Below are 24,157 nucleotides of genomic sequence, written 5' to 3' on the forward strand. Positions count from 1 at the left end.
TAAACGGCGAAGCCCATAAACAGCGAAGCTCGTAAGCGGCGCAGCCCATAAACCATAATCGGCGAAGCCCATAAACAGCGAAGCTCGTAAGCGGCGAAGCCAAATAAACGGCGCAGCCATGTAAACCATAAGCGGCGCAGCCAAATAAACGGCGAAGCCACAGCGCATACCTCTCCCCCGAAGAATTGATGCATTCTTTTTTTTAAGTCAATACCGTTTTGGTTTAAAGCTTATTTTTCCCCTGCGGGGAAAGTTTATGGTTTAAAAATCCGGAATTCCATAAACCATAAACCATAAGCGGCGCAGCCAAATAAACAGCGAAGCCAGTAAACGGCGAAGCCAGAACCGGCGAAGCCAATAAACGGCGAAGCCCATAAACAGCGAAGCTCGTAAGCGGCGAAGCCCATAAACGGCGAAGCCACGTAAGCGGCGAAGCCAAGTAAACCATAATCGGCGCAGCCAAATAAACAGCGAAGCCTCAATCCGGGCTTTTAATCAGATTTCTCTGTAATTGCTTCAAGGTTTGATAGAAATTTTGGGAGCATAAGGAAACAGCACAGCAGCAGGCGGCCCATGCAGGAGAGCCGTAGCGCAGATATGTAGGTTTGAATTGTTGCTGTTCCATAATTATTATATAGGAACGCCTCTGCAAAAAATAAAGCCATTGGAGTGGACCCTCTTTCTTACTTGAAACTGAGGTACGACCAAGCACCGGCGAACAAGCAAGCGAGTAGCCCACGCCAATGGCGTGAGCATTTCTCACTTTTAATCTCGTTCGTATTGGAAAATTGGTCGTTTTCAGTTTCGAGACGTAAAGTGCGAATGCTACAATAGCTTTATATGTAGGATTCGCTAAACTATTAAAGGAATTGGATATTTCAAATTCCTCTTCTATTTAACTCCTGCTAATTTAAATCAAAAATCTCAATGTTACAAGAACTAATAACAGATTTTTTTTGATTATCCCTGAGCTTAGGGATATGGCAGCTAAAATGAAACCAAGAGATGTTGAAAGGATGAGAAAGTTCAGAGAGCTCCTTATTCGATTCAGAGAGGAAAAAGGCTTAGGACAAAGAGAATTATCCCTTAGATGTGATATTCATCATTCAAAAATAAGTGTCCTAGAGAAAAAAGAAGATTCAAGCCTTACCCTTACTACCTTGTTCGAATTAGCAAGAGGACTTGGAGTTCATCCAAAAGAGTTAATAGATTATGACTTCGACTTTTCAAAGAGAAATCCCTAAAACCTAGATTTCATTTCACTTTGGTTAATTAATATACCCTTGCAAAAGGAAATGTATTAAAATAGATCTAAGAGAGGTAATGAAGCTTCCTAGGAATCGGAGGCTTTTGGTTCTAGGGAACTATAATTCACTATACTAAGCGCTCCTCTGCAGAGCCATCTCCGGCATCTCATCATAGGTACCACCTTTGAGCTCCCTTCCAGCTTTCTTTTTATTTTTCTCCCCCATTTCTTGAAGAGGAAGTGACTCCGGGCTGCTAACAGCTTATAGCAGGTAAAGCTGGCCAGAGATTTACCCTTTGACAACTTCATATATCTCGTATCGAAAAAAATCATCTTCAACTTCGGGATCAATGATTTGAAATAACAGCCGGTTTCCCGGTAGACTTATCATAAGCTTTCCATTTTTCGGCAAAGCGATATCTTTGGATAGTTGTTCTTTTTGGTTAAATAGAATTAACCTATGATAGAAAGGATCATTAAAATGGTGATAAGAGGGATCGTCCGTCCTTTTCTTTTTAAAAGTTCCTGAGGGAATTTCTCTAACATAATCCAACACAATCAGCTCTCCATCTAAGTAAAGAATCTTTCTATTGATAGACGCAAGGGTATAGGGCGGATAGCTAGGTAAGTTTCTATCCGAAATGGGAAGATTCTTAAAACTTCCAAAATCACCATGATTGATTTTAATATTGGATAGAACTTTCTCCGTCTGTAAATCAATAACAGTAATCTCATTATCCAAGGTTGCGGTAACAAAAAGCCTAGCACTCTCTTTGTCCTGCACAAAAATTGGGTTATACATAGTTGCGACAGAATTATCCAAACTTCTGTAAAATGGACGTTTCCCAACTGGAGCCAAAAAAGATGACTCTCTGTCCTCCAAATTAAAAACTTCCACCAAAAATTCCTTTTCTAAGCTTTTGGCTTTCATAAAAGAAGCTGTACCTGAAGGATAGGTCACAATTGCCAGACTTGATTTGTTCCCGTTTTTATAATAATAGATGGGGGATTGGGACATCAGCGAAGTAAAAAACGCATTATTTAACGCAAACTTTTCACTTCCTTTATGTTCCAAATGATAATCGTAAGTTATCAACTGATTTGGTGTTATCACCCAAACATCTCCCTTATCCCCAAAACCCAAAAAATTCATGGCGGAGTTAAATTTACCCGGCCCCTGCCCTTTCAGGCTTTGTTTTTTATCAATTTCCCCATTTTCTTTTACTAATAACACTGTAAATCCATACCCTTCTTTTTCATAACCTAGAAATCTACCACTGTCAACATTAAAATCCACTATCTCTACGGGATAGAGAGAATTGATGTTGAATTCATCAACTTTTACTAATTTAAACTGAGCTTGAAGTGTGGTTGCAATGAAGAAAAATAAAATAGAGAAATGAAAATTTAGAGCCTTCATAAGATAAGTGTTTTCTGAATACCTAAGAAAAAATAAGAAATGTGGCTTTCTATTAAGCCGCCTATTAGCTCTTTCCTTTGAAAAGAGACCTAGATCTGTAAACTAACAAATTATTTTTTAGAATAGCAAAAAAACTTTAGTTGACACCGATATTGCAAGCCCGAAAAACCTCAGAGCCATAGGAGGTGGTCAAAAACTGGATGCGACCTCAATATCTTAGCCTCTAGGAGGAACTTAACAACCCTGTTATTAAAGGAGTCGAATTCGCCCCCTTTTAAAAGATGCCAGCAGTAATGCATCAACATTGAGCCCTTTCAGGTGAACTGAACTTGCTTTTACTTTATGTCCTTGGTGGGATGGCAGGCAGGCGCGAGAGGATTCCCCTTCATCCACTTTGTGCGACTTATTTTTTACTTTGGGTACTTAGTGCCCCATTTTCCATCAGTGCATCTGTGGCCATCTTTTTTTATTTTCACTGTGTCCCCATGGCCACCTCATTCCAAAATCCGCGAAATCGGAGTCATCCGCGAGAGGACCCCCCCTCATCCCTTCGTGCAACTTGTTTTAACCTCTTTTTCCCAAATCAGTGTAATCCCTGAAATCCGCGAGAGGTATCCACCCTCATCCCCAAAAATACCCCAATCACGGTATTGCTTGTCGGATCCCTTCCCCCTATCTTGAACCCATCAACCCCAAGCCCATGATACGCGACGACCAAACTAATTTCCTTTACTTGGCGGATACCCTTCCTAAAAAGTACCCTACTTTTTTCACCCACCTGGAGAAGACCCTCCTGGATTGCGGGATTGAATATGCACTACTCCCCGGCACCAAGGACGTGTGGGCGGTGGATTATATGCCAATCCAGATTGATACCGACAAGTTTGTCCGCTTCAGGTACGAGCCTCCATACCTGACCAAATACGCAGTACACCGCAAAACCATCTCCAATACCGCGGAAATCTGCAGGCAGCTTGGCATTGACGCTGTCCCTTCCGACATCATCCTGGACGGGGGCAATGTGGTGAAGTGGAGCTATCAGGCCATCATGACCGAACGGATTTTCCAGGACAACCCTGCCTATGAAAGAAAAGAACTTCTCTCCAGCCTTCACGAACTGTTGGAGGTCGACAGGATCCACCTCATCCCCGAGCAGCCCGGCGACTTTACCGGCCATGCCGACGGGATGGTCCGATTTCTCGGTGAAAACACGGTGCTCATCAATGATTTCAGCAGGGAAAAGGCATCGTTCCACCGCGCCTTCGAAACCGCCATCCGCAACACCGGCCTGGACCACATCAAGATCCCCTACAACGTCTACCAAAACAAATCCTACAACCAAGCCAATGGAGACTACATCAATTACCTTCAGATGGAAAACACCATCCTCCTCCCGACCTTCGACCTGCCAGAGGATGAAGCGGTAGAAAGGCAGTTTGAGGGATTGTTTCCGGGCCAAAGGATTGTCACGGTGGACAGCAATGAGATTGCCGATGAGGGAGGGGTGTTGAATTGTGTGAGCTGGAATGTGAGGAGGGCTTTGGTAACTAAGGCTAACCAAGAGCTAAAAAACACCTAACTAAGTTGCTCCAAACCTATATGTAGGAAAAGCTTACTATTATTTTTTAGATTTTCCCTTTTTAATCACTTTACGAATACTCAAATTTCTCCACCTGCTAAACGGAGATAGGGAATAATAAGCAACCCCAAGGAAAACCAACCCTATTAGAATGAGGTAGTGGCCCCCGAAACCAGATGATTGCAGGGTTCTGCTGTTTATACCTACAGCAACCAGATTTCTGACAACCATCACTACTCCTGAAATCATGAGGAGCAGTGAAACCAGAAACATTCCAAAAGAAGTAGAGCCACTATTCTTGATGGGCATAGGTAACAATTAAAGAAGATGATGACTAAAAATAGATTATTTTAATGAATACAGATTTGTTTGTTGATATAATAATTGTGTCCCAATTTCAACACACCAGCGCAGAAGGCAAACAAAGCCAAGGTTCTCCACAGTTGCTTGAATGGAGAAAGGAAAATGTTCTTTAATTCATCAAAAACTTGAAGTACCTGTCATTACTACATCCTTCAAAATATAAGAGTCAGAGTCTGCCATTTTGATCAACAATCTCCCTCAAAGAGCCAAAGCAAAGCCCCACCAGTCTAGGGGCAACGTTAGGGTAAAGCTGGGGTAACGCTGGGGATAGGTAGACCATGGGTGAAACTTTAGGGATAGGTAGGCGTCATGCCACTCCCTTGGTCCATTTTGCCAGCGTTCCCCTCATCCCATTCGATTTTTAGGTTCCTTATGGTGGTCCAATAGGTGGTCCAATGAGTAGTCCAATAAAAAAACAAGCTGACGGAAGCAAAGCCGGCGTAAGCCAAAGCGACCTGTACCAAATGGTCAGTTACGCAATCATAAAAGCTTATTTTCATTACAGGCAGCCTTTTTATTATCCTTCTTTGCAAAAAATACCCCAATCACGGTATTGTATTCCAGTATGAGATAGGATAAGTTTACAGCTTAGTGAATCATAATTCTAAAACCCCGACAAAAGCTGTCACAACCTCCATTAGCCAAGGAAAATGTCAGCATATTTTAGTAGGTTTATCGGGTAAAGTAACAAGTAATGGCAAAAAAAGCGATTAAGAAAACAAAGAGTATAGAAGAAACCCTATGGGACTCCGCCAATAAGCTGAGAGGCACGGTGGAGTCTTCTGAATATAAACATGTGGTGCTGGGCCTGATCTTCCTCAAATTTGCCTCGGACAAGTTTGAGGAGCGCAAAGCAGAACTGATTGCCGAAGGCAAGGAAAAGTACCTCGAGATGAAGGAGTTTTACAACATGAAAAACGTATTCTTTCTTCCCGAGGAATCCCGCTGGTCCTACATCATTCAGCATGCCAAGCAGAGCGATATTGCACTCCGCATAGATACGGCACTGTACACCGTGGAGAAAAACAACCCTTCACTTAAGGGTGCCCTGCCGGACAATTACTTTTCCCGGCTCAACATGGACGTCAGCAAATTGGCTGCATTGCTGGACACCATCAACAATATTGATACGATTCAAGACAAGCAACAGGACATCGTCGGCAGGGTGTATGAGTATTTCCTGAGCAAGTTTGCACTGGCCGAAGGCAAGGGCAAGGGAGAATTTTATACCCCAAAATCCATCGTCAACCTGATTGCCGAAATGATAGAGCCTTACAAGGGCATCATCTATGACCCGGCATGCGGCTCCGGCGGCATGTTTGTACAGTCCATCAAATTCATAGAAGCCCATCACGGCAATACAAGGGAGGTGTCCATCTATGGGCAGGAATATACGGCGACTACCTACAAGCTGGCCAAGATGAACCTGGCCATCCGGGGCATATCCGCCAACCTGGGTGATGTGCCTGCAGACACCTTTGCCAAGGACCAGCACCCTGATCTCAAGGCCGACTTCATCATGGCCAATCCACCCTTCAACCAAAAAGACTGGAGGGCAAGCAATGAACTCACCGACGATCCCCGGTGGATGGGCTATGAGGTGCCCCCTACCTCCAATGCCAACTATGCTTGGATCCTCAACATTGTCTCCAAGCTTTCGGAGAACGGTGTGGCAGGATTTATTTTAGCAAACGGCGCCCTGTCGGGAGGTGGGGAAGAATATAAGATCCGTAAAAAACTGGTAGAAAACGGTTTGGTGGAAGCAGTTTTGGTTTTGCCCAGGAACATGTTTTATACAACGGATATCTCTGTTACCCTTTGGATTCTAAATAAGAATAAAACTGCCAGAACTGTACAGCTTCCTGAAGAAACCCGTGAATACAGAGACAGAACCCATGAGGTATTGTTTATGGATCTCCGGCAGGAAGGTATTCCCTTTGAAAAGAAGTTTACCCAGTTTTCGGATGAGGATATTCTAAAAATCGCAGGCACCTATCATAATTGGCAGTCTGAGGGTTATAAGGACATTCCTGAGTTCTGCTACTCCGCTTCTCTAGAAGAAATCCGAAAGAAAGATTACTCCCTGGTACCAAGCAAGTACATCGCTTTTGTAAACCGAGACGAGCATCTTGATTTTGATGAAAAGATGAAAGCTTTGCAGATCGAATTTAAGGAGTTACTGGAGCAGGAAGAGGCCAGTAAAAAGGAGTTGAAGGAAGTCTTCAAAACTTTGGGCTATGAAATTGGATAAGAATTCAACCTATCCAAGAAAGATATTATCAGCGAATGAGGTCTGTTATGATGAAAGTCAGATATGGAAGACACTGTCTGCCAAATTGAGTTGGCCCCACTAAAAATTGAATATTAAACAGCAATTGAGGAAATGAGAGAGGATTATAAAAGGTTAGGCAAATATATCCGAAAAATAGATGTTCGGAATAAGGAGGAAAAAGATTTTCCTTTATTAGGTGTTTCAGTAGCCAAAGTATTTATACCCTCAATTGCTAATACTGTAGGCACTGATTTTGGGAAATATAAAATTGTTAAACGAAACCAATTTACCTATATCCCTGATACTTCTAGAAGAGGGGATAAAATAGGATTGGCTCTTCTAGAAAATTATGATGCGGCATTAGTATCCCAAGCGTATACAATATTTGAGATTACCGATCACGAAGAGCTACTCCCGGAATATTTGATGATGTGGTTTAAAAGACCTGAGTTTGATCGTTATGCTCGATTCATTTCACATGGAAGTGTAAGAGAAATTTTTGACTGGGATGATATGTGCGATGTCATGCTCCCTGTTCCCTCACTAGAACAGCAGCGTGAAATCGTAGCCGAATATCAGGCAATAGAAAAGCGCATTCAGCTCAACGATCAGCTGATCCTAAAGCTGGAGGATACGGCGCAGACGATTTATAGGAGGTGGTTTGTAGAGGGGGTAAATAGTGAGAACCTACCTGAAGGCTGGGAGCTTAACAGGTTTACGGATGTGGTTAAATTAGGAGGAGGAGGAACTCCTGACACAAATAATCAATCGTTTTGGAATGGTGAAATACCTTTTTTCACTCCTGCTGATATAGGAAACCACTATTATTCTACAAAAACCTTAAAAAGCATTACTCATGAAGGATTAAATAATAGTAGTACAAAACTGTACCCAAAAGATACAATATTTGTAACGGCACGTGGAACAGTCGGCGCAGTAACAATTGCAGGGAGTAGCATGACAATGAATCAAAGTTGTTATTCAATTTCTGGAAAAAATCCATTTTACCTTCATCAATTGGCACTTCAAACGATGCAGAACCTTAAAAAAGAAGCTGTTGGAGCTGTATTTGGAGCATTAGTTACAAAAGATTTTGAAAACCAATTAATAATTGACCCTCCAGAAAAATTAAAAAACAAATACAATAATGAAGTTTCCAGTTTATATAAGTTCATATTATTAAAAACATGTGAAAATCACAAACTTGACGAGTTAAAATTACTAACAATGTCTAAGTTAGCACAGAATGAACCTTCAATCTTGAAAGAATGCTATGATATTTAATATATATTACATCAACTTCCCAAAGGTTTATGAGATTAAAATGATGTTAAACAACATGGTTCTTGCAGGCCAGCAAGTAGAAAAAGATAAAAATATTGAAGGTGAGGCATACTTAAAAACAAAATTAGGATTTAGTATTTTAGACCTTTTTAAACTTGGAGAAGCTGAAGCTGGAGGAAATTTAAAAAGCTCTGGCTCTAAAAAGGTTCTTGAAACATTTGAAATTAAGACTACTAAATCATTAATACTTGATGAAGTGATTCGAAAAAGCAAAATATTTACGGATCGAAAAGACTTAAAAGAAGGTGAATTGGTGAAAATTGACAATGTCAAGTTAAGCCTTGAGAATGAAGATGAGCTAAGAATTGTTAAATTCATTAATAGTGGAGCTTTAAAAGACTTAGTAGCTCCTGGTACAAATGGGATTGATATCAACAACCTTTTCAATTCTATGTTCAAGGACTATGCTTACAAAATTAAAGGAGAAACTAGTGGGACTGAAATCAAATTTTTAATTAAAATACCACTAACATTTGAGAGTGAATTTGAAAGTTCATATAGTGTTGATGATTTATTTGTAGGAAAAGTAAGTATAGTAGGCCTTTATAAAGGAAAAATAAAAATTGATGATTTAAAAAACTCTTTCCAGTATTTTCAAGAACTTGGAGAACTTCAAAATGCTTTTCCAAAAGCTATCGAAGACGAAGAAATAGAAGAAAGCCATTATAATACTCCAACAAACCCAAGCTTTAAATTTAAAAGCTCAGGGGATGAAAATGAGTACCATTATATTGACTTACTTGCCATAATTCAAAATGTTAATATAAAATAATTATGAGCAAAAGTCTTCTATTTTATGAGAAAGAGGATTATTACGACTATAAGCTCTCAAAAAACTTAGACGGGTTTTCTATTATTAGTATTTCCAAATTAATCAACAATATAGACTCCATAAATATCAATGATTATGAGAATGAAATAATTGATATTTCGGTAATTACGGAATATAAAAATATTCAATCTATAACAGAACAGCTGTTGGATCAAATTCCAGATACACAACTTTTTATCTGCGATGTGTCAAAAAAAGAAACAGTTGAATATGAATTAAGATTCATATTTGAAACTTTTGAAAACATTGACAAAACGTCGTATGAAAAACTAAACTCTTCAAAAAATAAAGACCCAAATAATAATACTCCTCTAAAACTTCATAAAAAAGTCACTGATTTACATGACGATCAGTTAACCCAATTTTTCATAGATTTTAATAAAAACCTGTACGGACATTCAAAATTTAAGGATGATTTTGAAGAACAAGTTAGAATCTTTCAAGTCTTCAACAAACTGGGAGAAAATAAAATTTTATCTTTATTCTTAATGGGAGAGTCTGGGGTTGGTAAAACAGAGGTCGCAAGAACAATTTTCAACTGTTTAAAAGGAGAAAAAAAATTCGCCAAAATAAACTTTGGAAACTACAGCAGTGAATTTTCATTAAGCTCTTTAATTGGAGCCTCAAGAGGTTATAGAGATAGTGAAGATGGTGAAATTTTTATGAAAGTAAGAGACTCCGATGTTGGAGTATTGTTAATAGATGAGTTTGAAAAATCAAACGCCACTTTATTTAATTATTTTTTAAATGTTTTAGAAACAGGGATATTAGAGAGTTCTTTAGGTGAACAAATTGATTTAAACGGTTTTATCATCATATTTACTTCCAATATCACCAAAGAGGATTTCAAAAAAAGAATTTCACCTGAGTTGCGTTCAAGATTTGACTACAAATGCATCTTCACCCTTCTAAGCGATGAAGAAAAAAGAAAATACATTGAATTTAGAGCCAATAGTATTGGTAAAAAAGTATTATCTGAATATGAAGTTGATTTAACAGACCAAATAAAAAAGCATCTAGTAAATGAAATTAAGGTTTCTAACTTCAAGAACATGAGAGATATAAATAAAAAAATAAAGAAAGAATTTATTAGATATTTAGGAAACAATATATCAATCAGAAAAAACACTAACATTGGAGAAAAAGCACCACTTGGTTTCCCAGATAAAATTCTGAACTTTTTTAAGAGTTAATTAAAAAATTTATTTTAACTACTAACCTCCCAACAGACCTAACAAAATCAATAATTTGACCATGTTCACAGAAGCCAAATTAGAATCCCTGATCATACAATTGCTGGAAGAAAAAGGTTTTGAACACCTGAATGTAAAGATCATCAGCAGGGGTCTGTCTGAAGTATTGATCCTGGATGATCTAAGGGCGTTTTTGAAAAGCAGGTACCGTAAGGAGGAAATACACCCAGGAGAAATAGAGCAGATCATCCGAAACCTGGAAAACCTGCCTGCTTCCGACCTGTATGCCAGCAACAAAACCTTCATGGAATGGCTCAGCGACGGCTTTGTGCTCAAGCGGGAAAATCCACAGGACAAGGACTTTTTCATACAGCTGCTTGACTTCCGGCCTATTTCCCACCATCAAGCCAACCATGCGCAGGAAGCAGACCAGGCCGCCGAGCCGGCTCCCCTCTCCTATGCCTCCGACCAAAATATTTACAGGATAGTCAACCAGCTGGAGATCCAGTATCAGGAAAAACGCATTCCGGACGGTATTCTCTATATCAATGGACTGCCATTGGTTGTTTTTGAATTCAAAAGTGCCATACGGGAGGAAGCAAACCTGTATGATGCCTACAAACAGCTCACTTTGCGGTACCAGCGGGACATTCCGGAGTTGTTTAAATACAATGCCTTCTGCGTCATAAGTGATGGGGTAAACAGTAAACTGGGCTCCCTGTTTTCTCCCTATGAGTTCTTCTATGCCTGGAGGAAAATCACAGGCGAGGAAAAGGAAGTGGACGGGATCGGCTCCCTCTATTCCCTCATCCATGGAGTGATGGAGCCGCACAGGCTATTGGATATCGTCCAAAACTTCATCTACCTGCCCGACAGCTCCAAGAAGAACGAAAAAATCGTGTGCCGCTATCCCCAGTACTATGCAGCCCGCAAACTTTTTGAAAACATCCAACAGCACCAAAAACCCTATGGCGACGGTAAGGGAGGCACCTACTTTGGCACCACGGGTTGCGGCAAGAGCTATACCATGCTTTTCCTCACACGCCTCCTGATGAAAAGCCCCCTATTTGCAAGTCCGACCATTGTATTGATCACCGATCGTACCGACTTGGACGACCAGCTGTCGGGCCAGTTTACCAATGCCAAAGGCTACATAGGGGATAACCATGTGGTCTCTGTAGAAAGCCGGCAGGACCTCCGGGAGCAGTTGCAGGGAAGAAACAGCGGTGGGGTCTTTTTGACTACCATCCACAAGTTTACAGAAGACAGCAGGCTGCTGACCGATAGGAGCAATGTCATCTGCATCTCCGATGAAGCCCACCGCTCCCAGGTCAACCTTGACCAAAAGGTACGGGTAACTGAAAAAGGCGTAAGCAAATCCTATGGCTTTGCCAAATACCTTCACGACTCCCTTCCCAATGCCACTTTTGTGGGCTTTACGGGCACACCGATAGACGCCACCCTGGATGTATTCGGGGATATTGTAGATTCCTATACCATGACTGAGTCTGTGAAGGACGAAATCACCGTCAGGATAGTCTATGAAGGCCGGGCAGCCAAAGTCCTGCTCAACAACAGCAAGCTGCAGGAAATAGAGGCCTACTACAACCAATGCGCAGAAGAAGGCAGCAATGATTACCAGATTGAGACCAGCAAAAAAGCCATGGCCCAGATGGCTTCCATCATCGGAGATCCGGACAGGCAGAAGGATCTGGCAGCCGACTTTGTCCATCATTATGAGCAAAGGATAGCCGAAGGCTCTTCCGTGATGGGCAAAGCCATGTTTGTGTGCAGCAGCAGGGAGATTGCCTATATCTTTTACAAAAACGTCATTGAACTGAGGCCAGAATGGGCGGAGGTTCGTGTGGCAGACCCGGCTGTTTCACTGAGTGAGAAGGATAAAAAAGAAATTAAGCCCATGGAAATGATCAAAATGGTCATGACCCGGGGCAAGGACGATCCAAAGGATCAATACGAGTTACTTGGATCCAAAGAGTACCGAAAGGAACTGGACCGGCAGTTCAAGAATGCCAAATCCAATTTTAAAATAGCCATAGTAGTAGACATGTGGCTGACCGGTTTCGATGTTCCTTTCCTTGACACTATTTATATCGACAAGCCCATACAGCGGCACAACCTGATACAGACCATCTCAAGGGTCAACAGGAAGTTTGAGGGCAAAGAAAAGGGACTTGTGGTGGATTACATCGGCATCAAGAAGCAGATGAACCTGGCCTTGGCACAATACAACAAAGTGGACAGCCAAAACTTTGAAGACATAGAGCAGTCCATCGTGGTGGTAAGAAACCATCTGGACCTCTTAAACAGGGCATTCCAAAAGTTTGACAGCAGCCAATACTTTAAAGGTTCGCCAATGCAGCAGCTGGACACCTTAAACATGGCCGCAGAATACGTGCAGCTGACCAAGGAAACCGAAAGGCGCTTTATGAACCTTGTTAAAAGGATGAAGGCCGCCTACGATATCAGTTCAGGCGCTGATGCTTTTGCACAAACCGAAAGGGACCTCATCCACTTTTACATTGCCGTCAGATCCATCGTCTACAAGCTTACCAAAGGAGATGCGCCGGACACCGCCATCATGAATGCTCGGGTAAGGGAAATGGTGCAGGCGGCCATAGAATCGGAAGGAGTCGAGGAAATCTTCAAGCTTGGGGACGAGAAGCAAAAAGAGGTGGATATTTTCGACCCGGACTATTTGGCCAAAATCGACAAGATCAAACTGCCGCACACCAAGATCAAGCTCCTACAGAAACTATTGGCCAAAGCCATAGATGAGTTTAGGAAAGTAAACCGGGCAAAGGGAACTGACTTTTCCAAGAAAATGGAGCAACTGGTGGAAAAGTACAACGAGCGCAAAGAAGCCGATGTACTGGTCAGCAGTGTATTGGAGGATTTTACAGATGAGATCATAGACCTATACCACCAGCTGAGAAAGGAAAAGGAAACCTACAAGGACCTGGGCATAGACTTCGAGGCCAAGGTATTTTATGACATCCTAAAGGCCTTGGCAGTTAAATATGATTTCAATTACCCTGAAGACAAATTGCTTTCCCTTGCCCAGGAGGTAAAGGAAGTAGTGGATGACAAAGCCAAATACACCGACTGGAGCAAGCGGGACGACATCAAGGCAGAGCTGAAAGTAGACCTGATCATCCTACTGGCCGAAAACGACTACCCCCCCGTAGACCGGGATGAGGTGTATAAGGAGATATTTGAGCAGGCGGAGAATTTTAAGAAGTATAGAATTAAATAAATAAATTACCGTATAACCCTATAATATGATGTCAATTGATTTAAAGGATGTAAAAGCCCCTGCTGTGATTACAGTCCTACTATTCCTTATTGCCGTGATGGGGTCAGGAGTTTTATTTATTTTTATTTATTACCAGCAGCTGTTTTATGACTTGGATACCGTAAAGTTATTATTGATAGCTTTTTCTATCGGATCTCCGATTTGGTTGGTAAATGCTTTTTTAATGTCCCATTTCAATTATGTTGACCTAGCTGCAGCAGGAGGAGTACATCTAGGGGCCATCATGGGAGCCGTAGTCTCCATCCCTATAATTTACATTCCTATAATAATCGGATTCTATTTTGACATTTCAGGGGAGTGGGGAATCGGGTCAATAATGGGTTTACAATTAATAATGTTCTTGGGTTTAGTATATGATGACATTGTTTTAAAAAGACACGAGAAGAAAAATTCAAAGAATAAGGATTTGGTAGGAGTTTAGATATGATTAATCCAATGCCATTTTTTAGCCGATTGTTCTCTTACCGACAAAGAGAAAACCATTCTCCTTTGGAAAATTATCTGATAGAGATACTCACCTACTGTTTGGAGAATGACTGCTCATTCAGGAGTGAGTTCAGTCTTTTGCTACAGTTGGACTTACCCGAGGAAGGGGTAAGGGTCAGCAGCCAATATATAGCCGACACATCCGGAAGGCCTGATATAGTTATCGAAACTGAAGGGAAAATTATCCTGATTGAGTGTAAGGTGGAGTCGTCGGAGAATCCAAAGCAATTATCAAACTATTCAGAGTACCTCAGGAAAAGCAATTCCCATCAGGATAAGGAGAAGCATCTCATCTACCTTACCAAATATTTTGACCCTAAGGAGCTTTCCGATGGAGATGGCCTAAAGTTCAAGCAACTGCGATGGCATGAAATCTTCACCCTCATATGTGAAGAGCACCAACAAATTACCCAAGAACTAAAAAAACTACTAAAAGCACACGGCATGGAAGATCCAAAGAATTTCAGCATCGAAGATTTATTGGCACTAAAGACGATATCCTCAACCATCAGCAAGATGGATGAGGTGTTGGCTTATTTCTCGAAAATATTGAATGACGAATTCAAAGGCTGCTCCACCTATTCCAGCCGCAGTTCCAAATTGGCTGAAAATGGATATTCAAATTATGTCAGCTTAAAGAATGATAGCATTGAATACTGGTTAAGCATAGGGTTTTATTGGTGGGAGGATATTTGGGATAATCCACAGGTAGGAATTATTATCTCTGTACCAACAAAAGCCTACAAAATTGAAGACAATTTCAAAGAATTCAAGTCTCTTTCACAACAAACAGGATGGATCCAGTTTGAAAGAGGTGACCACCGAATCTGTTACGTAAAGCCCTTAAGCACCTTTTTGGACTCCAAAACCAATGACCATTTTACGGAGATTAAAGGGTTTTTGGAAGGAGGGCTGGAGACGGTAAAGGAACTTAGAAGAACCTCACCCTTAGCCTTCAAAAAGACATAAATAAGGCTATTCTGTCATTATTATATCCGAGCTCTTTTTAGATAGAGCAACGAAACCTAACCTTTCAAAGAGTAAAGGGTATTCATCTTTCAATTTGATCGGCACCCTCCACTTTTGCTTATATTCCTGCATCCATGTAAAGTAAGCTATTTCAAAAATGGCAGAGTCTATAAAATCTACATCAACAGTATAACCAGAAACCAACTCAGCCTCTGTCATTTTTAGAAAATACTCTAATTCAGCTGGGGAAGCCTTCAAAGTTTTGCAACTCCCAAAATGGACAGTTCTTCCTTTAAACCTACCCTCATACCTTTCGGCTAATTCTTCCAGGCCTACAGATGACTTGTTGTCTGCCATCCATATTTCCTTTGAACTTCCGTGGAAAGCCAAATGTATAAGGTTATAATTACTGTATTTAGCTTTAACTGCTTGGTCTAAATAATAAATAAGGTCCTCTTTCAAAGCAACACGACGGTGGATGAATTTGATTTTATAGGCATGTTGCAAAAATTCCAAGGTCGGTTCAATGGTGTTTTTGCTTTTCAGGGTTCCTTCCCACTCTCCCTCTAAGCTGAAGATATATTGATTGTAATCCATGAGCATAAAGATTAATTTAAGATTAACTCTCCACTTCCAACTCAATCTCCCCCATAGCATTAACCTTCTGCTTGACTTTTACGAGAGGTTCCCGCATCACTTTTTCGAGTTTGATGATGGAGGGTATCAAAAAGTCAAGAATTTGTTGCCAATCATTTTTATCAAAGAAGTTTACGTTTGGCAAATTGTAGCTAACCCGACTACTGATATTATCATCTAGCCTTTCCCAAACAAGAGCTTCTCCAAATTTCTCCTCTATTATGGGCCTATATTCCTGCAATTCATCAAATAGACGCTTATTTTCCTCTTTACTGGACTTGCCAAATTCCAGTTGTACGCCCGCATAGTTCTTCGTTACTAGAAGATTATAACGGGCCCCGCTGATTCCAGTTCCTCCAGCACTAAGCCAGTGATCTTTGGTGGGATTGGTATTTTGAAAAATAGGCGTTCGTCCTTTAAGTTTAGGGAGTATCATTGTCCAAAACTCAAACCTTAAATGATGTCTCGTTTTTACACTTTCCTGAGTGTTAATCTCATCCTGGGTTTTATCCGCCATACTGATAATGTAGTTCCCAGTATCCTTTGTCGGAATTATCTGCTCCAAGGTTAGGAACAGCTGATCTTCCAGCGCAAAAGGAGTAGCTTTGAAACATTGGATACGAAGCTTGTAATTCGCTAACCAAAGTACTGTTGAAGTAACTTCCTTTTTGAAATTCGCAGCAACTACAATCATCCTTTGGGTATGGCCAGGATTGAGGGTGATTTCATCATATTCCTGATTATAAAATGTGGCCAATTTATCACCGGCATTTTCCTGGATTCCATTTTTGTCCAAGTATGATTGGTAAATGTTTTTAATTTGCTCTTTAGTCAACGTTGAACAATAGGACGCATATTTCAAAACCTGCCACGTAACATCCCTTCCTGTATCATCAAGCTTGTTTTCAATGACAACCAGGTTCCCCTCCCTATCCAAGGCAAGCAGATCAAGTCTTTCATTGGTATCATTAAATCCATCAAATTCCTTTTGAATTAACAATAGTTCTTCTCCAAGTGCTTCCGGCTTATTGGCAAGCCATTCTTGCAAATGCTGCCGCTCTTTAAAACCAAGATCTAAAAATGTTTTTTTTGCAAGCGTTTTGATTCGATTGGTTTGGGTATCAATTAGGTACATATTCAGAAAAATTAAAGATTTAAGTAAAATAAGCAGAATTGTGAAGGAATCAAAAGATTGCTGTCAAACTTAACTGCTATTATTTAGCAAGGGAGCTATCCTTATTCACCCGCTTATCAGCCATATAGAGAATTCTATCCGATGCTTCAAATGGGATGTCTAATTTTTCGCAAGCTTTATGAAGGTCTGTAAGATATTTAAAATACAGTTCGATTTGTGACTGAATACTTCTTTCACTGCAGTATGTGGGGGTTTTCAAAGTTTCCCCGGAATAGATAATCCTATAGACCCGCTGGTCTATTATCTGATAAACATTTTTGTTTTTAAACCTCAGGATGGTGGAAGCCATGGGAAGCTGAATCCCTTTTGTTTTCAGTAAACCCTTTAAGACCTCCCTTGTCAGGTCTTCATCCATTTCCTTGGCATCGGAATCAATTTGGTTGAGCAGGCCTAAGGTTTCCTTCTGAACCCCTGCATACCTATTTACCTTCCAGAGGACTATTTCATTGATGACCCCTTGATCGAAAGGCTGTTTTAAAGCATCTAGCTTTGGGGTTAATTCTTCTTGGTAATGGTAAGAATGATCCTCTTTCTGAAGTTGAAAATCATCATCATAAATTGACTTGGTCATATTTAAAAATTTATTGCGTTATAAATTCTCCCTCCCCCACTCATACACCTCCTTCACCCTCTGCAAAGCCTCCTCTACTTTTGGCAGCTGCTCTTCAAAATCCTCCCTAACTTCAATCCTGGGAACCTTGATTAAAAGAGAAGCGGATTTGCCTGTTATGACTAGCTTCATACCATCCCTAAGCGTGTGGCGATAACGTTCAATCAGTTCGTCCAGCTGTCCTCCTTATCCTGTAAATTGTAGGGCCTACCGCTCCATAGCCTTTGTGATAAATCCAATCCGCTTTATCCAAATTAAGGGCCTCTGGTTTGAAAGTAAAAAAGCTGGATCCACTCGGGACGGTTTCCTGAGGCCTGAGCATATTGAGAAAAGGGTAATTTTCCTGCACATAGCCATAGTAGGACCACCAAAAGCGGGTGGCCATGTCGTTGGGAACAGGTACATAGCCCCGCCTCTGTTTTTCAATGGCTGACTTCAGTACCTTGGCCTTGTATTTTCCCCTTGCACCCAATTCCCCTTGATCGAGGAACCAGTTTTCAATCGCCTCATAGGAAAGCGTAAAGTCAAAGCCTCCCTTTCCGTCCAAGTACCTTTGGGGAGCTACCAAAATAGTGAAATAGCGGCTGCAGACGCCATCCCTTACGCTGACCTCCCCTCGCTGCCTATACCGTTCGGCCTGTAGGTGCTGTAGCCCCAGCGTTGATTTTGTTCTCGACATAAAAAAGCACATCGTCCTCCCCCCATCTTCCCCTGAAACACCACATCACTTTCCCCCAGGTTTTCCTGGCAGAGGGAATGCCAGGCCCAAACAAAATCAATAGCCTTCCCATTTCCACCAGTCTTCCCCACCATCCACTGCACAAAACCCGGATTGCAAATCAGCTCCTCCAAAATCAGCAAATCAATATCCCGCTCCTGTACGGCTTCTATGGGGATGAGGTGGGTGAGGGTGGGCAGAGTTTTAGAGGCTATTCATAATATTTCTCTATTTCTACATGAAGTATAACCCGTGGTAGGGGCAGGCATTCTCCTTTGCCAAACCCCTTTTAGAAGTAGGTTTTCTAGTATATTGTCTTGATAATTGCTTCCACGCCTGATATTAGTTCATCTACTTCTACTTTTGTGGGCTCTCTTGTTTTATTGTGGTCACACAAATTTCTTATGTCTCCTAAATGCTGAATTTTCCTCCAAGTTGGAGTATCATAAACATCTGCGGATTTCAAAATGTCATTAAAGTCTGAAATAGAAGAGTTCTTTTTAGTTGATTTTAAATTATGATTAGTCAATACCTGTCCTAGATGTTTTTCAAGAACAACTCCTGCAATTGCTCCTGCCCCCCTTTTAAATTTGTTTTTATTGAGTTCTTTTGCTGCTTCTAGCTCACTGTCGAACAAGTCTGCCTGAACCAACTGTCGTATGTCAAAAAGGGTACTTTCAAATCGTCTCTCTATTGACTTTAAGATATTTAATTGTTGCTCAAATTGATTTATAGCGGCTTCAGGTCCAACTTTTTTATCACCAAAGCTACTTTTAACAACTAAATTTTGTAAATAATCTTCCATCACATAATTCCCATACGCAATAGTTTTTCGAGTCTTAGGCTTTTCATATAACCTTACAAAGTCACTGTGTCTGTCAGGCAATAGTTGTTTAATCAATACAAGCGATTCAGAATACCAACTTTGATATTCCTTATTAAATGGAAGCATCTTTTGAATATACTCTTTAACTTTTTTGTCGTCCTTAAAGGCAGCTTTAATTTGACTTTCAATATTCTCAGGATAACACTCATATTTTATAGAATTATCCAATTTATCTCCTTTTTCTATTAAGAATTGTAAGTCCTTTTTATATTTTTCAATGTTCTTCATTTGTTGCTGTTAAGTGTCTAAATTACTTACCCGTATTGTTACTTGACCATACCGGTAAACTAATCAGCCTCCATCAGAAGGATATATTTACCTTGGGCACACTTATTTCCACTGCCTCCGCTAAAGTACCCCATTCCCCCTCCCCCTGCAATACCGCGATCAGGGTATTTTTGCTTAAAAGTGGGAAAATTTAAGGGATTATGAAAAAGGTTTAATGGATGATGGGGTTTAAAGGACAAATGGGACGCGGGCTCCTAATGCCTGGCGCTCAGTGCTCCATTCTCAGCGCCGCCCAGTTCCCCTGCCATTGATATTTCGCTATAGATTCCTTAGTTTTAAAAATCTCCCTTTTTCGAATTTATTTCATTTTTATTCATTACCTCTATGACCGATTCCAAATTTATCTCTTTAGCCGAGTTACCATCAGCTCTCACAAGCATCAAACTGCCCAACATTCAGCGGGGATTTGCATGGAGGCCGCATCAAATTGAGGATTTTTGGGATTCGCTGTTAAGAGGGTATCCCGTGGGCTCGTTTGTGATCTCCAAACCAACGCAAATGGATGACTCATTGGAGCTACTTTTGGACGGTCAGCAACGGGCCACTTGCATAAGCCTAGCCTTCAACGATGGTACTTTTCGGGATTCAGAAAAAAACCTCAAGATATTTGTCGATATCGACCCAAAGCCTTTGCCTGATGGGGATTCCAGGAAGTATGTTTTCCGTGTCATTACCAAGTCCCATCCTTGGGGTTACCAGCTAGCAGACAACAAAAAACGCCTTACAGCCTCCAATATCCGGGAGGCTTTGAAGAAGTACAAGCAGCAGGATTATTTAAAGGCGGACTTAAATGAGTTCTACCCCTATGAAGCAGTTTTTCCCATCCCCTTGAGCTTTTTCACTTCCACCAAGGATTCCAGTGAATTCATTGAAAAATTGCAGGATTGGTGCCATTATCCATCTCTCTTGGCTGCTAAACTAGAAGAAGATGATAATGAAGCAAAAACCAAAGAAGCCATTAATGATAAAGCTAAGGACTACTTTGACCATTTCCAAGAATGTCTTACTAAACAAAAGATCCCCTTTGTCTACCTTTCCACTTCCCAAGACGAGGAGCAAAGAGGCATAGATGATCTGGAAAATCTTTTTGTGAGGCTGAATTCCAGTGGTACCCCCTTAAGCGCTGATGAATTGAATTATTCCATACTCAAGGCCCACCTATCACCCGATTTACAAAACCAGCTGGAAAAAGCATGCGGCAACTTCAGCCCACCACAGCACTTCATCATGATTGCATATCGGCTTTTTCTGCTGCAAAAAGCCAAATCCAGCAGCAATATTGGTTTAAGGATTAAGCCCAAAGATTTTCAGAAAAGGATCCAGCAAGAGGCCGAACCCTTTATTTTCTTTTTAAAAGATTTAATAGACGGGGAGCAAATCCTGAGAATCAGAAATCTTTTGGTTTACAACGGTGTCAGCCTTCCTTTCGGCTTTCCCTTCCCCATTTTCCGGCAATTGGCACCGGAACTCCTTTTCATCCTTTTTTACCGAACCACTATCGAAAAAGACGATCTGGAGAAAGATAAGGATTTACACAGGAGAGCATTGGGAATAATTTCACTGTTACATTGGCTGGTGAAAAAACAGGAATACAACAAACTTCTTCGGCAAATCCAGCCCTTGCTCAAAACAGATTCAGAGTTTTTCTGGTCTTCCAGCCTGCTGCAAAGGGCGCAGTTGAATGATGTTTTGCCTGCTATCCCAGGTTTAAAGATTATCCAAACCATCAAGTCTGGTAGTTTAAGGAAAAACACCAATACTATAGACAGATTCAACAAAAAGACCGCTTGGGAGTTCGACATCTTAATCCATAGAGTACTAAATAACAAAAGTTTGGTCTTGTATAACCAGAGGGCATTCCTAGCCAAGCTATTTTCGGATGAGCATTACATTTTAGAGGACACCAATCAACCTTTTGACTGGGATCATATTTATCCTTACGAATTTTTTCACAGAAAACGGAAGGTTGCCCCTATTCTTTATGATTGGTACAATTCGATTGGAAATTTAAGAGCCTGGCCCTACGCCCTCAATCGCATGGACAGTAACAAAACTCCCAAGGTCAAATTCTATTGTAACGGGGAGGACCCCAATCACAGATCTCTCAAATCGTTTCGCGAGAACTTTCCAGACCTGTTTGATGGACCAAAGTCAAATGGTCAATTATTTTTAGAATGGTCCTGTTGTAAAAAGAAATGGAGCACAGCTGATATGACCGACCTTAATAATGATGGGGTGAAAGTATTTGAACTCATCCGAGACAGGTCTTTGGACCTCATTACTCACTGGTACAAGCAGCTTCAGATAGATAAATTGTTGGAAGAAAAAGGTGTAAAGGGTTTGGAAAAGTACTTGAAAAAGAAATGCTGGAAGAAAAACCCAGGCGATCACCATCTGCTTGAGGATTATTTTGTAGGGGAAAGTCGTTGGTTGAAGCCCGAGTTATCCGGGGAACTTAAACCCATGTGGATTTACATGGTTTTTCCTGAGGACGTCCCAGAACAAATCGGAGAGGGCAAAATCGAATTTGGACTCTATTTACCAGAATCAGAAGAACAGGTTTCCTTACAACCATTAAAGGAAAAAGAGGAGCTAAATCTCTACCAAAACGACGATATAGAGCAGTGGATATACAAGCGTTATACCCTTGGTTCCCACAACCGCCACTCCTATCAAGACCTTTTTCGGGAGTTAAAAAGCTGGCTCCAAAACCTTGGTTTATCAGACGAGGTTGCTGGAGCATTTATGAATAGTATTAAGAAGAGGGGAAGGAAGTTGGAAGAAGAAGTAATGGGGTAGGAACCTAAGACTCCCTAACAACCTTTTTTGAAACTATTCTACACAGTTTCTTCCACAGTGGTGTGGAGAAAACCGTGGAGGAAAAGATTAAAAACCAGCGTGGATTCTTTACGCAGTGCTCAGTGCACAGTGCCCAGCGCTCCACGCTCAGCTCCACTTCCCCCGCAATACCGTGATCAGGGTATTTTTTAGATATTAGCCACAAAGACGCCAAGGCACAAAGAAAAATTTAGAAAGAATAGCTAGCCCCTAAGTCGCCAAGGCACAAAGAAAAATCTAGCCACTAAGACTCCAAGTCGCAAATAAAATTTGGCGCCTTCGGGCCTTTGTGGCAAAAATAACTTCTGCAAATAAACTTTGGGCCTTCGGGCTTTTGTGGCAAATACACCTTCTGTAAATAAACTTAGCGCCTTAGGGCCTTTGTGGCAAAAATAACTTCTGCAAATAAACTTTGGGCCTTCGGGCTTGTGTGGCAAATACACCTTCTGTAAATAAACTTAGCGCCTTAGGGCCTTTGTGGCAAAAACACCTTCTGTAAATAAACTTTGCGCCTTTGGGCCTTGGTGGCAACCAATCTGCTCTTCGACTTCATTTCAACTTCTTGACGGCTGTTTTATGGATCAGCAGGGATTTCATCTGCGTAATGGCCATTTGGTTGAGCTGCACCAAACGTTCGCCTTGTCCTATTCCTTGGTGAATCAGTAATGCATTAGTGCTCTCCATATTAGACAAGACCACAAGCTGTTCAATAATAGCGTAATCTCTGACATTTCCTTTCTTTTCCGGATTCCCTAAACGCCATTCCTTAGCTGTTTTTCCGAACAATGCCATGTTGAGGACGTCGGCTTCACTGGCATAGATTTGAGAGGCTTGATGTTTAGTGATTTCCGAAGGAACAAGGTTCTCCTTGATGGCGTCCGTATGGATGTGATAATTTACTTTGGCTAGAGTTCGGTGAAAATCCCACTTTAACCTTAACCGATCGCTTTCATCTTCCTTAAGCCGCTGATATTCTTTTACTAATAACAATTGAAATCTTGGACTTATCCACATCCCAAAATGAAAGGCGATATCCTTATGGGCAAACGTACCTCCATATCTACCCGCTTTTGCGGTTAGCCCTTTGGCATTGGTAAGTTCCAGCCAATTTTTCACAGACAAAACGAAATTGTTACTTCCTGCTGCATTTTTAATTGTACCGAATTCGGTATAATTAAAATCAGGGTTGTATAGGGACTCCCACTCTCCCAGATATTCAATAGTACTTTTTAAACTCAGCCATTTAATAATGACTACCTCCTGCAATTGGCTCCTTGCCATATCCGTAAGTGAAATAAAATCATCTTGATCCTGAGAAATTATGGAAATCTTATTTCCTTCAATATCAATTATTTTGCTTTTAGCCATACCTATCAAAAATTTATTTAAAAAGATAAAAACCGGTAGCTGGAGCACAAGATCAGCTTTCCATCCTGAATAATCCTTTCCCTATTTCATTCCCAGGTAGCCGGGCAGAGGGCGCTTATCGTATAGCTGATTAACGGAAGCTGATCCACTTGTTACCTAAAGTTAAAAATATTATTTCAAACCAACTCTGTCTTTATGATCGACCCGTATCTCCCTCTTTTTAAACTAATCTCATGGCATTGGCACTTTCAATCCATTTTTTTTGGGTAAGCACAAAGCTGTTTAGTGAAAAATCTAACCACAAAGACGCCAAGACCCAAAGAAAACTTGGCGACTTTTGGCCTCCGTGGCAAAACAACTTCCGCAAATAAACTTGGCGACTTGGCGTCTTAGTGGCAAATACACCTTCTGTAAATAAACTTAGCGCCTTAGGGCCTTTGTGGCAAAACATCTTCTGTAAATAAACTTAGCACCTTCGGGCCTTAGTAGCTAAAAGACTTTCCGCTACTCGGGACAAGTTGTGTCCTTCGTTACCCATTTCATTTTTGGCGTCGCCTCGCGCTTTTCTAAACCCCTAAAC

General features: G+C 41.0%; 21 protein-coding genes. 10 read left to right on the top strand and 11 right to left on the bottom strand.

The window, feature by feature from the left end; genetic code table 11:
- On the bottom strand, positions 1 to 194 hold a 194-nt coding region (locus KI659_RS18040), incomplete at its 3' end, for a hypothetical protein (protein WP_213946787.1).
- Positions 195 to 956: 762 nt separating this feature from the next.
- On the opposite strand from KI659_RS18040, the gene KI659_RS18045 reads away from it, so the two are divergent.
- Positions 957 to 1,244 (top strand): helix-turn-helix domain-containing protein, encoded by a 288-nt coding sequence (locus tag KI659_RS18045; protein WP_213946788.1) that lies wholly within the window; start codon positions 957 to 959, stop codon positions 1,242 to 1,244.
- Positions 1,245 to 1,535: 291 nt separating this feature from the next.
- On the opposite strand, the gene KI659_RS18050 is transcribed toward KI659_RS18045, so the two are convergent.
- On the bottom strand, positions 1,536 to 2,666 hold the full coding sequence (locus KI659_RS18050) for a hypothetical protein (protein ID WP_213946789.1): 1,131 nt from the start codon (positions 2,664 to 2,666) through the stop codon (positions 1,536 to 1,538).
- Between the two features lie 700 nt (positions 2,667 to 3,366).
- Here KI659_RS18050 and KI659_RS18055 point away from each other — a divergent pair.
- On the top strand, positions 3,367 to 4,245 hold the full coding sequence (locus KI659_RS18055; protein ID WP_213946790.1) for an agmatine deiminase family protein: 879 nt from the start codon (positions 3,367 to 3,369) through the stop codon (positions 4,243 to 4,245).
- A 39-nt stretch (positions 4,246 to 4,284) separates the two neighbouring features.
- Here KI659_RS18055 and KI659_RS18060 read toward each other — a convergent pair whose 3' ends face one another.
- Entirely contained in the window at positions 4,285 to 4,554 is a 270-nt protein-coding gene (locus KI659_RS18060) for a hypothetical protein (RefSeq protein WP_213946791.1), read from the bottom strand.
- A gap of 344 nt (positions 4,555 to 4,898) precedes the next feature.
- Complete coding sequence (locus tag KI659_RS18065) at positions 4,899 to 5,108, bottom strand: hypothetical protein (protein ID WP_213946792.1); 210 nt, start codon at positions 5,106 to 5,108, stop codon at positions 4,899 to 4,901.
- 194 nt (positions 5,109 to 5,302) lie between these two features.
- Between KI659_RS18065 and KI659_RS18070 the strand changes: the two genes are divergently transcribed.
- The 7 genes from KI659_RS18070 (at position 5,303) to KI659_RS18100 (ending at position 15,038) form a co-directional block, all read left to right on the top strand.
- A complete protein-coding gene (locus KI659_RS18070) occupies positions 5,303 to 6,859 on the top strand; it encodes a type I restriction-modification system subunit M (protein ID WP_213946793.1) in 1,557 nt (518 codons plus the stop codon).
- A 132-nt stretch (positions 6,860 to 6,991) separates the two neighbouring features.
- On the top strand, positions 6,992 to 8,164 hold the full coding sequence (locus KI659_RS18075) for a restriction endonuclease subunit S (RefSeq protein ID WP_213946794.1): 1,173 nt from the start codon (positions 6,992 to 6,994) through the stop codon (positions 8,162 to 8,164).
- Complete coding sequence (locus KI659_RS18080) at positions 8,154 to 8,996, top strand: hypothetical protein (RefSeq protein WP_213946795.1); 843 nt, start codon at positions 8,154 to 8,156, stop codon at positions 8,994 to 8,996. The genes KI659_RS18075 and KI659_RS18080 overlap by 11 nt, the downstream gene beginning before the upstream one ends.
- Before the next feature lie 2 nt (positions 8,997 to 8,998).
- Complete coding sequence (locus KI659_RS18085; protein ID WP_213946796.1) at positions 8,999 to 10,249, top strand: AAA family ATPase; 1,251 nt, start codon at positions 8,999 to 9,001, stop codon at positions 10,247 to 10,249.
- Between the two features lie 61 nt (positions 10,250 to 10,310).
- Complete coding sequence (locus KI659_RS18090; protein ID WP_213946797.1) at positions 10,311 to 13,523, top strand: type I restriction endonuclease subunit R; 3,213 nt, start codon at positions 10,311 to 10,313, stop codon at positions 13,521 to 13,523.
- Between the two features lie 25 nt (positions 13,524 to 13,548).
- The gene (locus tag KI659_RS18095) at positions 13,549 to 14,004 is read left to right on the top strand and encodes a hypothetical protein (protein WP_213946798.1); all 456 of its coding nucleotides are present in this window, start codon (positions 13,549 to 13,551) and stop codon (positions 14,002 to 14,004) included.
- 2 nt (positions 14,005 to 14,006) lie between these two features.
- Positions 14,007 to 15,038, top strand: coding sequence for a PD-(D/E)XK nuclease family protein (locus tag KI659_RS18100; RefSeq protein ID WP_213946799.1), 1,032 nt, complete (start codon positions 14,007 to 14,009; stop codon positions 15,036 to 15,038).
- Positions 15,039 to 15,044: 6 nt separating this feature from the next.
- On the opposite strand, the gene KI659_RS18105 is transcribed toward KI659_RS18100, so the two are convergent.
- From KI659_RS18105 to KI659_RS18130, 6 genes are all read right to left on the bottom strand, one after another.
- Entirely contained in the window at positions 15,045 to 15,635 is a 591-nt protein-coding gene (locus KI659_RS18105; RefSeq protein WP_213946800.1) for a DUF6642 family protein, read from the bottom strand.
- Between the two features lie 22 nt (positions 15,636 to 15,657).
- Entirely contained in the window at positions 15,658 to 16,809 is a 1,152-nt protein-coding gene (locus KI659_RS18110; protein WP_213946801.1) for a DUF4268 domain-containing protein, read from the bottom strand.
- Between the two features lie 79 nt (positions 16,810 to 16,888).
- A complete protein-coding gene (locus KI659_RS18115) occupies positions 16,889 to 17,440 on the bottom strand; it encodes a hypothetical protein (protein WP_213946802.1) in 552 nt (183 codons plus the stop codon).
- Between the two features lie 18 nt (positions 17,441 to 17,458).
- Positions 17,459 to 17,611 (bottom strand): hypothetical protein, encoded by a 153-nt coding sequence (locus KI659_RS18120; protein ID WP_213946803.1) that lies wholly within the window; start codon positions 17,609 to 17,611, stop codon positions 17,459 to 17,461.
- Between the two features lie 28 nt (positions 17,612 to 17,639).
- Positions 17,640 to 18,158 (bottom strand): hypothetical protein, encoded by a 519-nt coding sequence (locus KI659_RS18125; protein ID WP_213946804.1) that lies wholly within the window; start codon positions 18,156 to 18,158, stop codon positions 17,640 to 17,642.
- Positions 18,159 to 18,501: 343 nt separating this feature from the next.
- Positions 18,502 to 19,311: a hypothetical protein gene (locus tag KI659_RS18130; RefSeq protein ID WP_213946805.1), complete on the bottom strand. Its 810-nt coding sequence runs from the start codon at positions 19,309 to 19,311 to the stop codon at positions 18,502 to 18,504.
- A gap of 384 nt (positions 19,312 to 19,695) precedes the next feature.
- Here KI659_RS18130 and KI659_RS18135 point away from each other — a divergent pair, with 384 nt between their 5' ends.
- Positions 19,696 to 22,170: a DUF262 domain-containing protein gene (locus KI659_RS18135; RefSeq protein ID WP_213946806.1), complete on the top strand. Its 2,475-nt coding sequence runs from the start codon at positions 19,696 to 19,698 to the stop codon at positions 22,168 to 22,170.
- Positions 22,171 to 22,758: 588 nt separating this feature from the next.
- Here KI659_RS18135 and KI659_RS18140 read toward each other — a convergent pair.
- The gene (locus KI659_RS18140) at positions 22,759 to 23,577 is read right to left on the bottom strand and encodes a KilA-N domain-containing protein (RefSeq protein WP_213946807.1); all 819 of its coding nucleotides are present in this window, start codon (positions 23,575 to 23,577) and stop codon (positions 22,759 to 22,761) included.
- Positions 23,578 to 24,157: the final 580 nt, after the last annotated feature.

Origin of the sequence: Litoribacter ruber (genome assembly GCF_018449405.1) — a bacterium.
GTDB lineage: Bacteria > Bacteroidota > Bacteroidia > Cytophagales > Cyclobacteriaceae > Litoribacter > Litoribacter ruber.

What these genes read in the sequence shown, in the direction of transcription:
- KI659_RS18060 (WP_213946791.1), bottom strand. Translation starts at nt 4,554, where the DNA reads ATGCCCATCAAGAATAGTGGCTCTACTTCTTTTGGAATGTTTCTGGTT.
- KI659_RS18080 (WP_213946795.1), top strand. Translation starts at nt 8,154, where the DNA reads ATGATATTTAATATATATTACATCAACTTCCCAAAGGTTTATGAGATT.
- KI659_RS18110 (WP_213946801.1), bottom strand. Translation starts at nt 16,809, where the DNA reads ATGTACCTAATTGATACCCAAACCAATCGAATCAAAACGCTTGCAAAA.
- KI659_RS18075 (WP_213946794.1), top strand. Translation starts at nt 6,992, where the DNA reads ATGAGAGAGGATTATAAAAGGTTAGGCAAATATATCCGAAAAATAGAT.
- KI659_RS18095 (WP_213946798.1), top strand. Translation starts at nt 13,549, where the DNA reads ATGATGTCAATTGATTTAAAGGATGTAAAAGCCCCTGCTGTGATTACA.
- KI659_RS18090 (WP_213946797.1), top strand. Translation starts at nt 10,311, where the DNA reads ATGTTCACAGAAGCCAAATTAGAATCCCTGATCATACAATTGCTGGAA.
- KI659_RS18065 (WP_213946792.1), bottom strand. Translation starts at nt 5,108, where the DNA reads ATGAAAATAAGCTTTTATGATTGCGTAACTGACCATTTGGTACAGGTC.
- KI659_RS18130 (WP_213946805.1), bottom strand. Translation starts at nt 19,311, where the DNA reads ATGAAGAACATTGAAAAATATAAAAAGGACTTACAATTCTTAATAGAA.
- KI659_RS18100 (WP_213946799.1), top strand. Translation starts at nt 14,007, where the DNA reads ATGATTAATCCAATGCCATTTTTTAGCCGATTGTTCTCTTACCGACAA.
- KI659_RS18140 (WP_213946807.1), bottom strand. Translation starts at nt 23,577, where the DNA reads ATGGCTAAAAGCAAAATAATTGATATTGAAGGAAATAAGATTTCCATA.
- KI659_RS18105 (WP_213946800.1), bottom strand. Translation starts at nt 15,635, where the DNA reads ATGGATTACAATCAATATATCTTCAGCTTAGAGGGAGAGTGGGAAGGA.
- KI659_RS18055 (WP_213946790.1), top strand. Translation starts at nt 3,367, where the DNA reads ATGATACGCGACGACCAAACTAATTTCCTTTACTTGGCGGATACCCTT.
- KI659_RS18085 (WP_213946796.1), top strand. Translation starts at nt 8,999, where the DNA reads ATGAGCAAAAGTCTTCTATTTTATGAGAAAGAGGATTATTACGACTAT.
- KI659_RS18050 (WP_213946789.1), bottom strand. Translation starts at nt 2,666, where the DNA reads ATGAAGGCTCTAAATTTTCATTTCTCTATTTTATTTTTCTTCATTGCA.
- KI659_RS18125 (WP_213946804.1), bottom strand. Translation starts at nt 18,158, where the DNA reads ATGTCGAGAACAAAATCAACGCTGGGGCTACAGCACCTACAGGCCGAA.
- KI659_RS18135 (WP_213946806.1), top strand. Translation starts at nt 19,696, where the DNA reads ATGACCGATTCCAAATTTATCTCTTTAGCCGAGTTACCATCAGCTCTC.
- KI659_RS18115 (WP_213946802.1), bottom strand. Translation starts at nt 17,440, where the DNA reads ATGACCAAGTCAATTTATGATGATGATTTTCAACTTCAGAAAGAGGAT.
- KI659_RS18120 (WP_213946803.1), bottom strand. Translation starts at nt 17,611, where the DNA reads ATGAAGCTAGTCATAACAGGCAAATCCGCTTCTCTTTTAATCAAGGTT.
- KI659_RS18070 (WP_213946793.1), top strand. Translation starts at nt 5,303, where the DNA reads ATGGCAAAAAAAGCGATTAAGAAAACAAAGAGTATAGAAGAAACCCTA.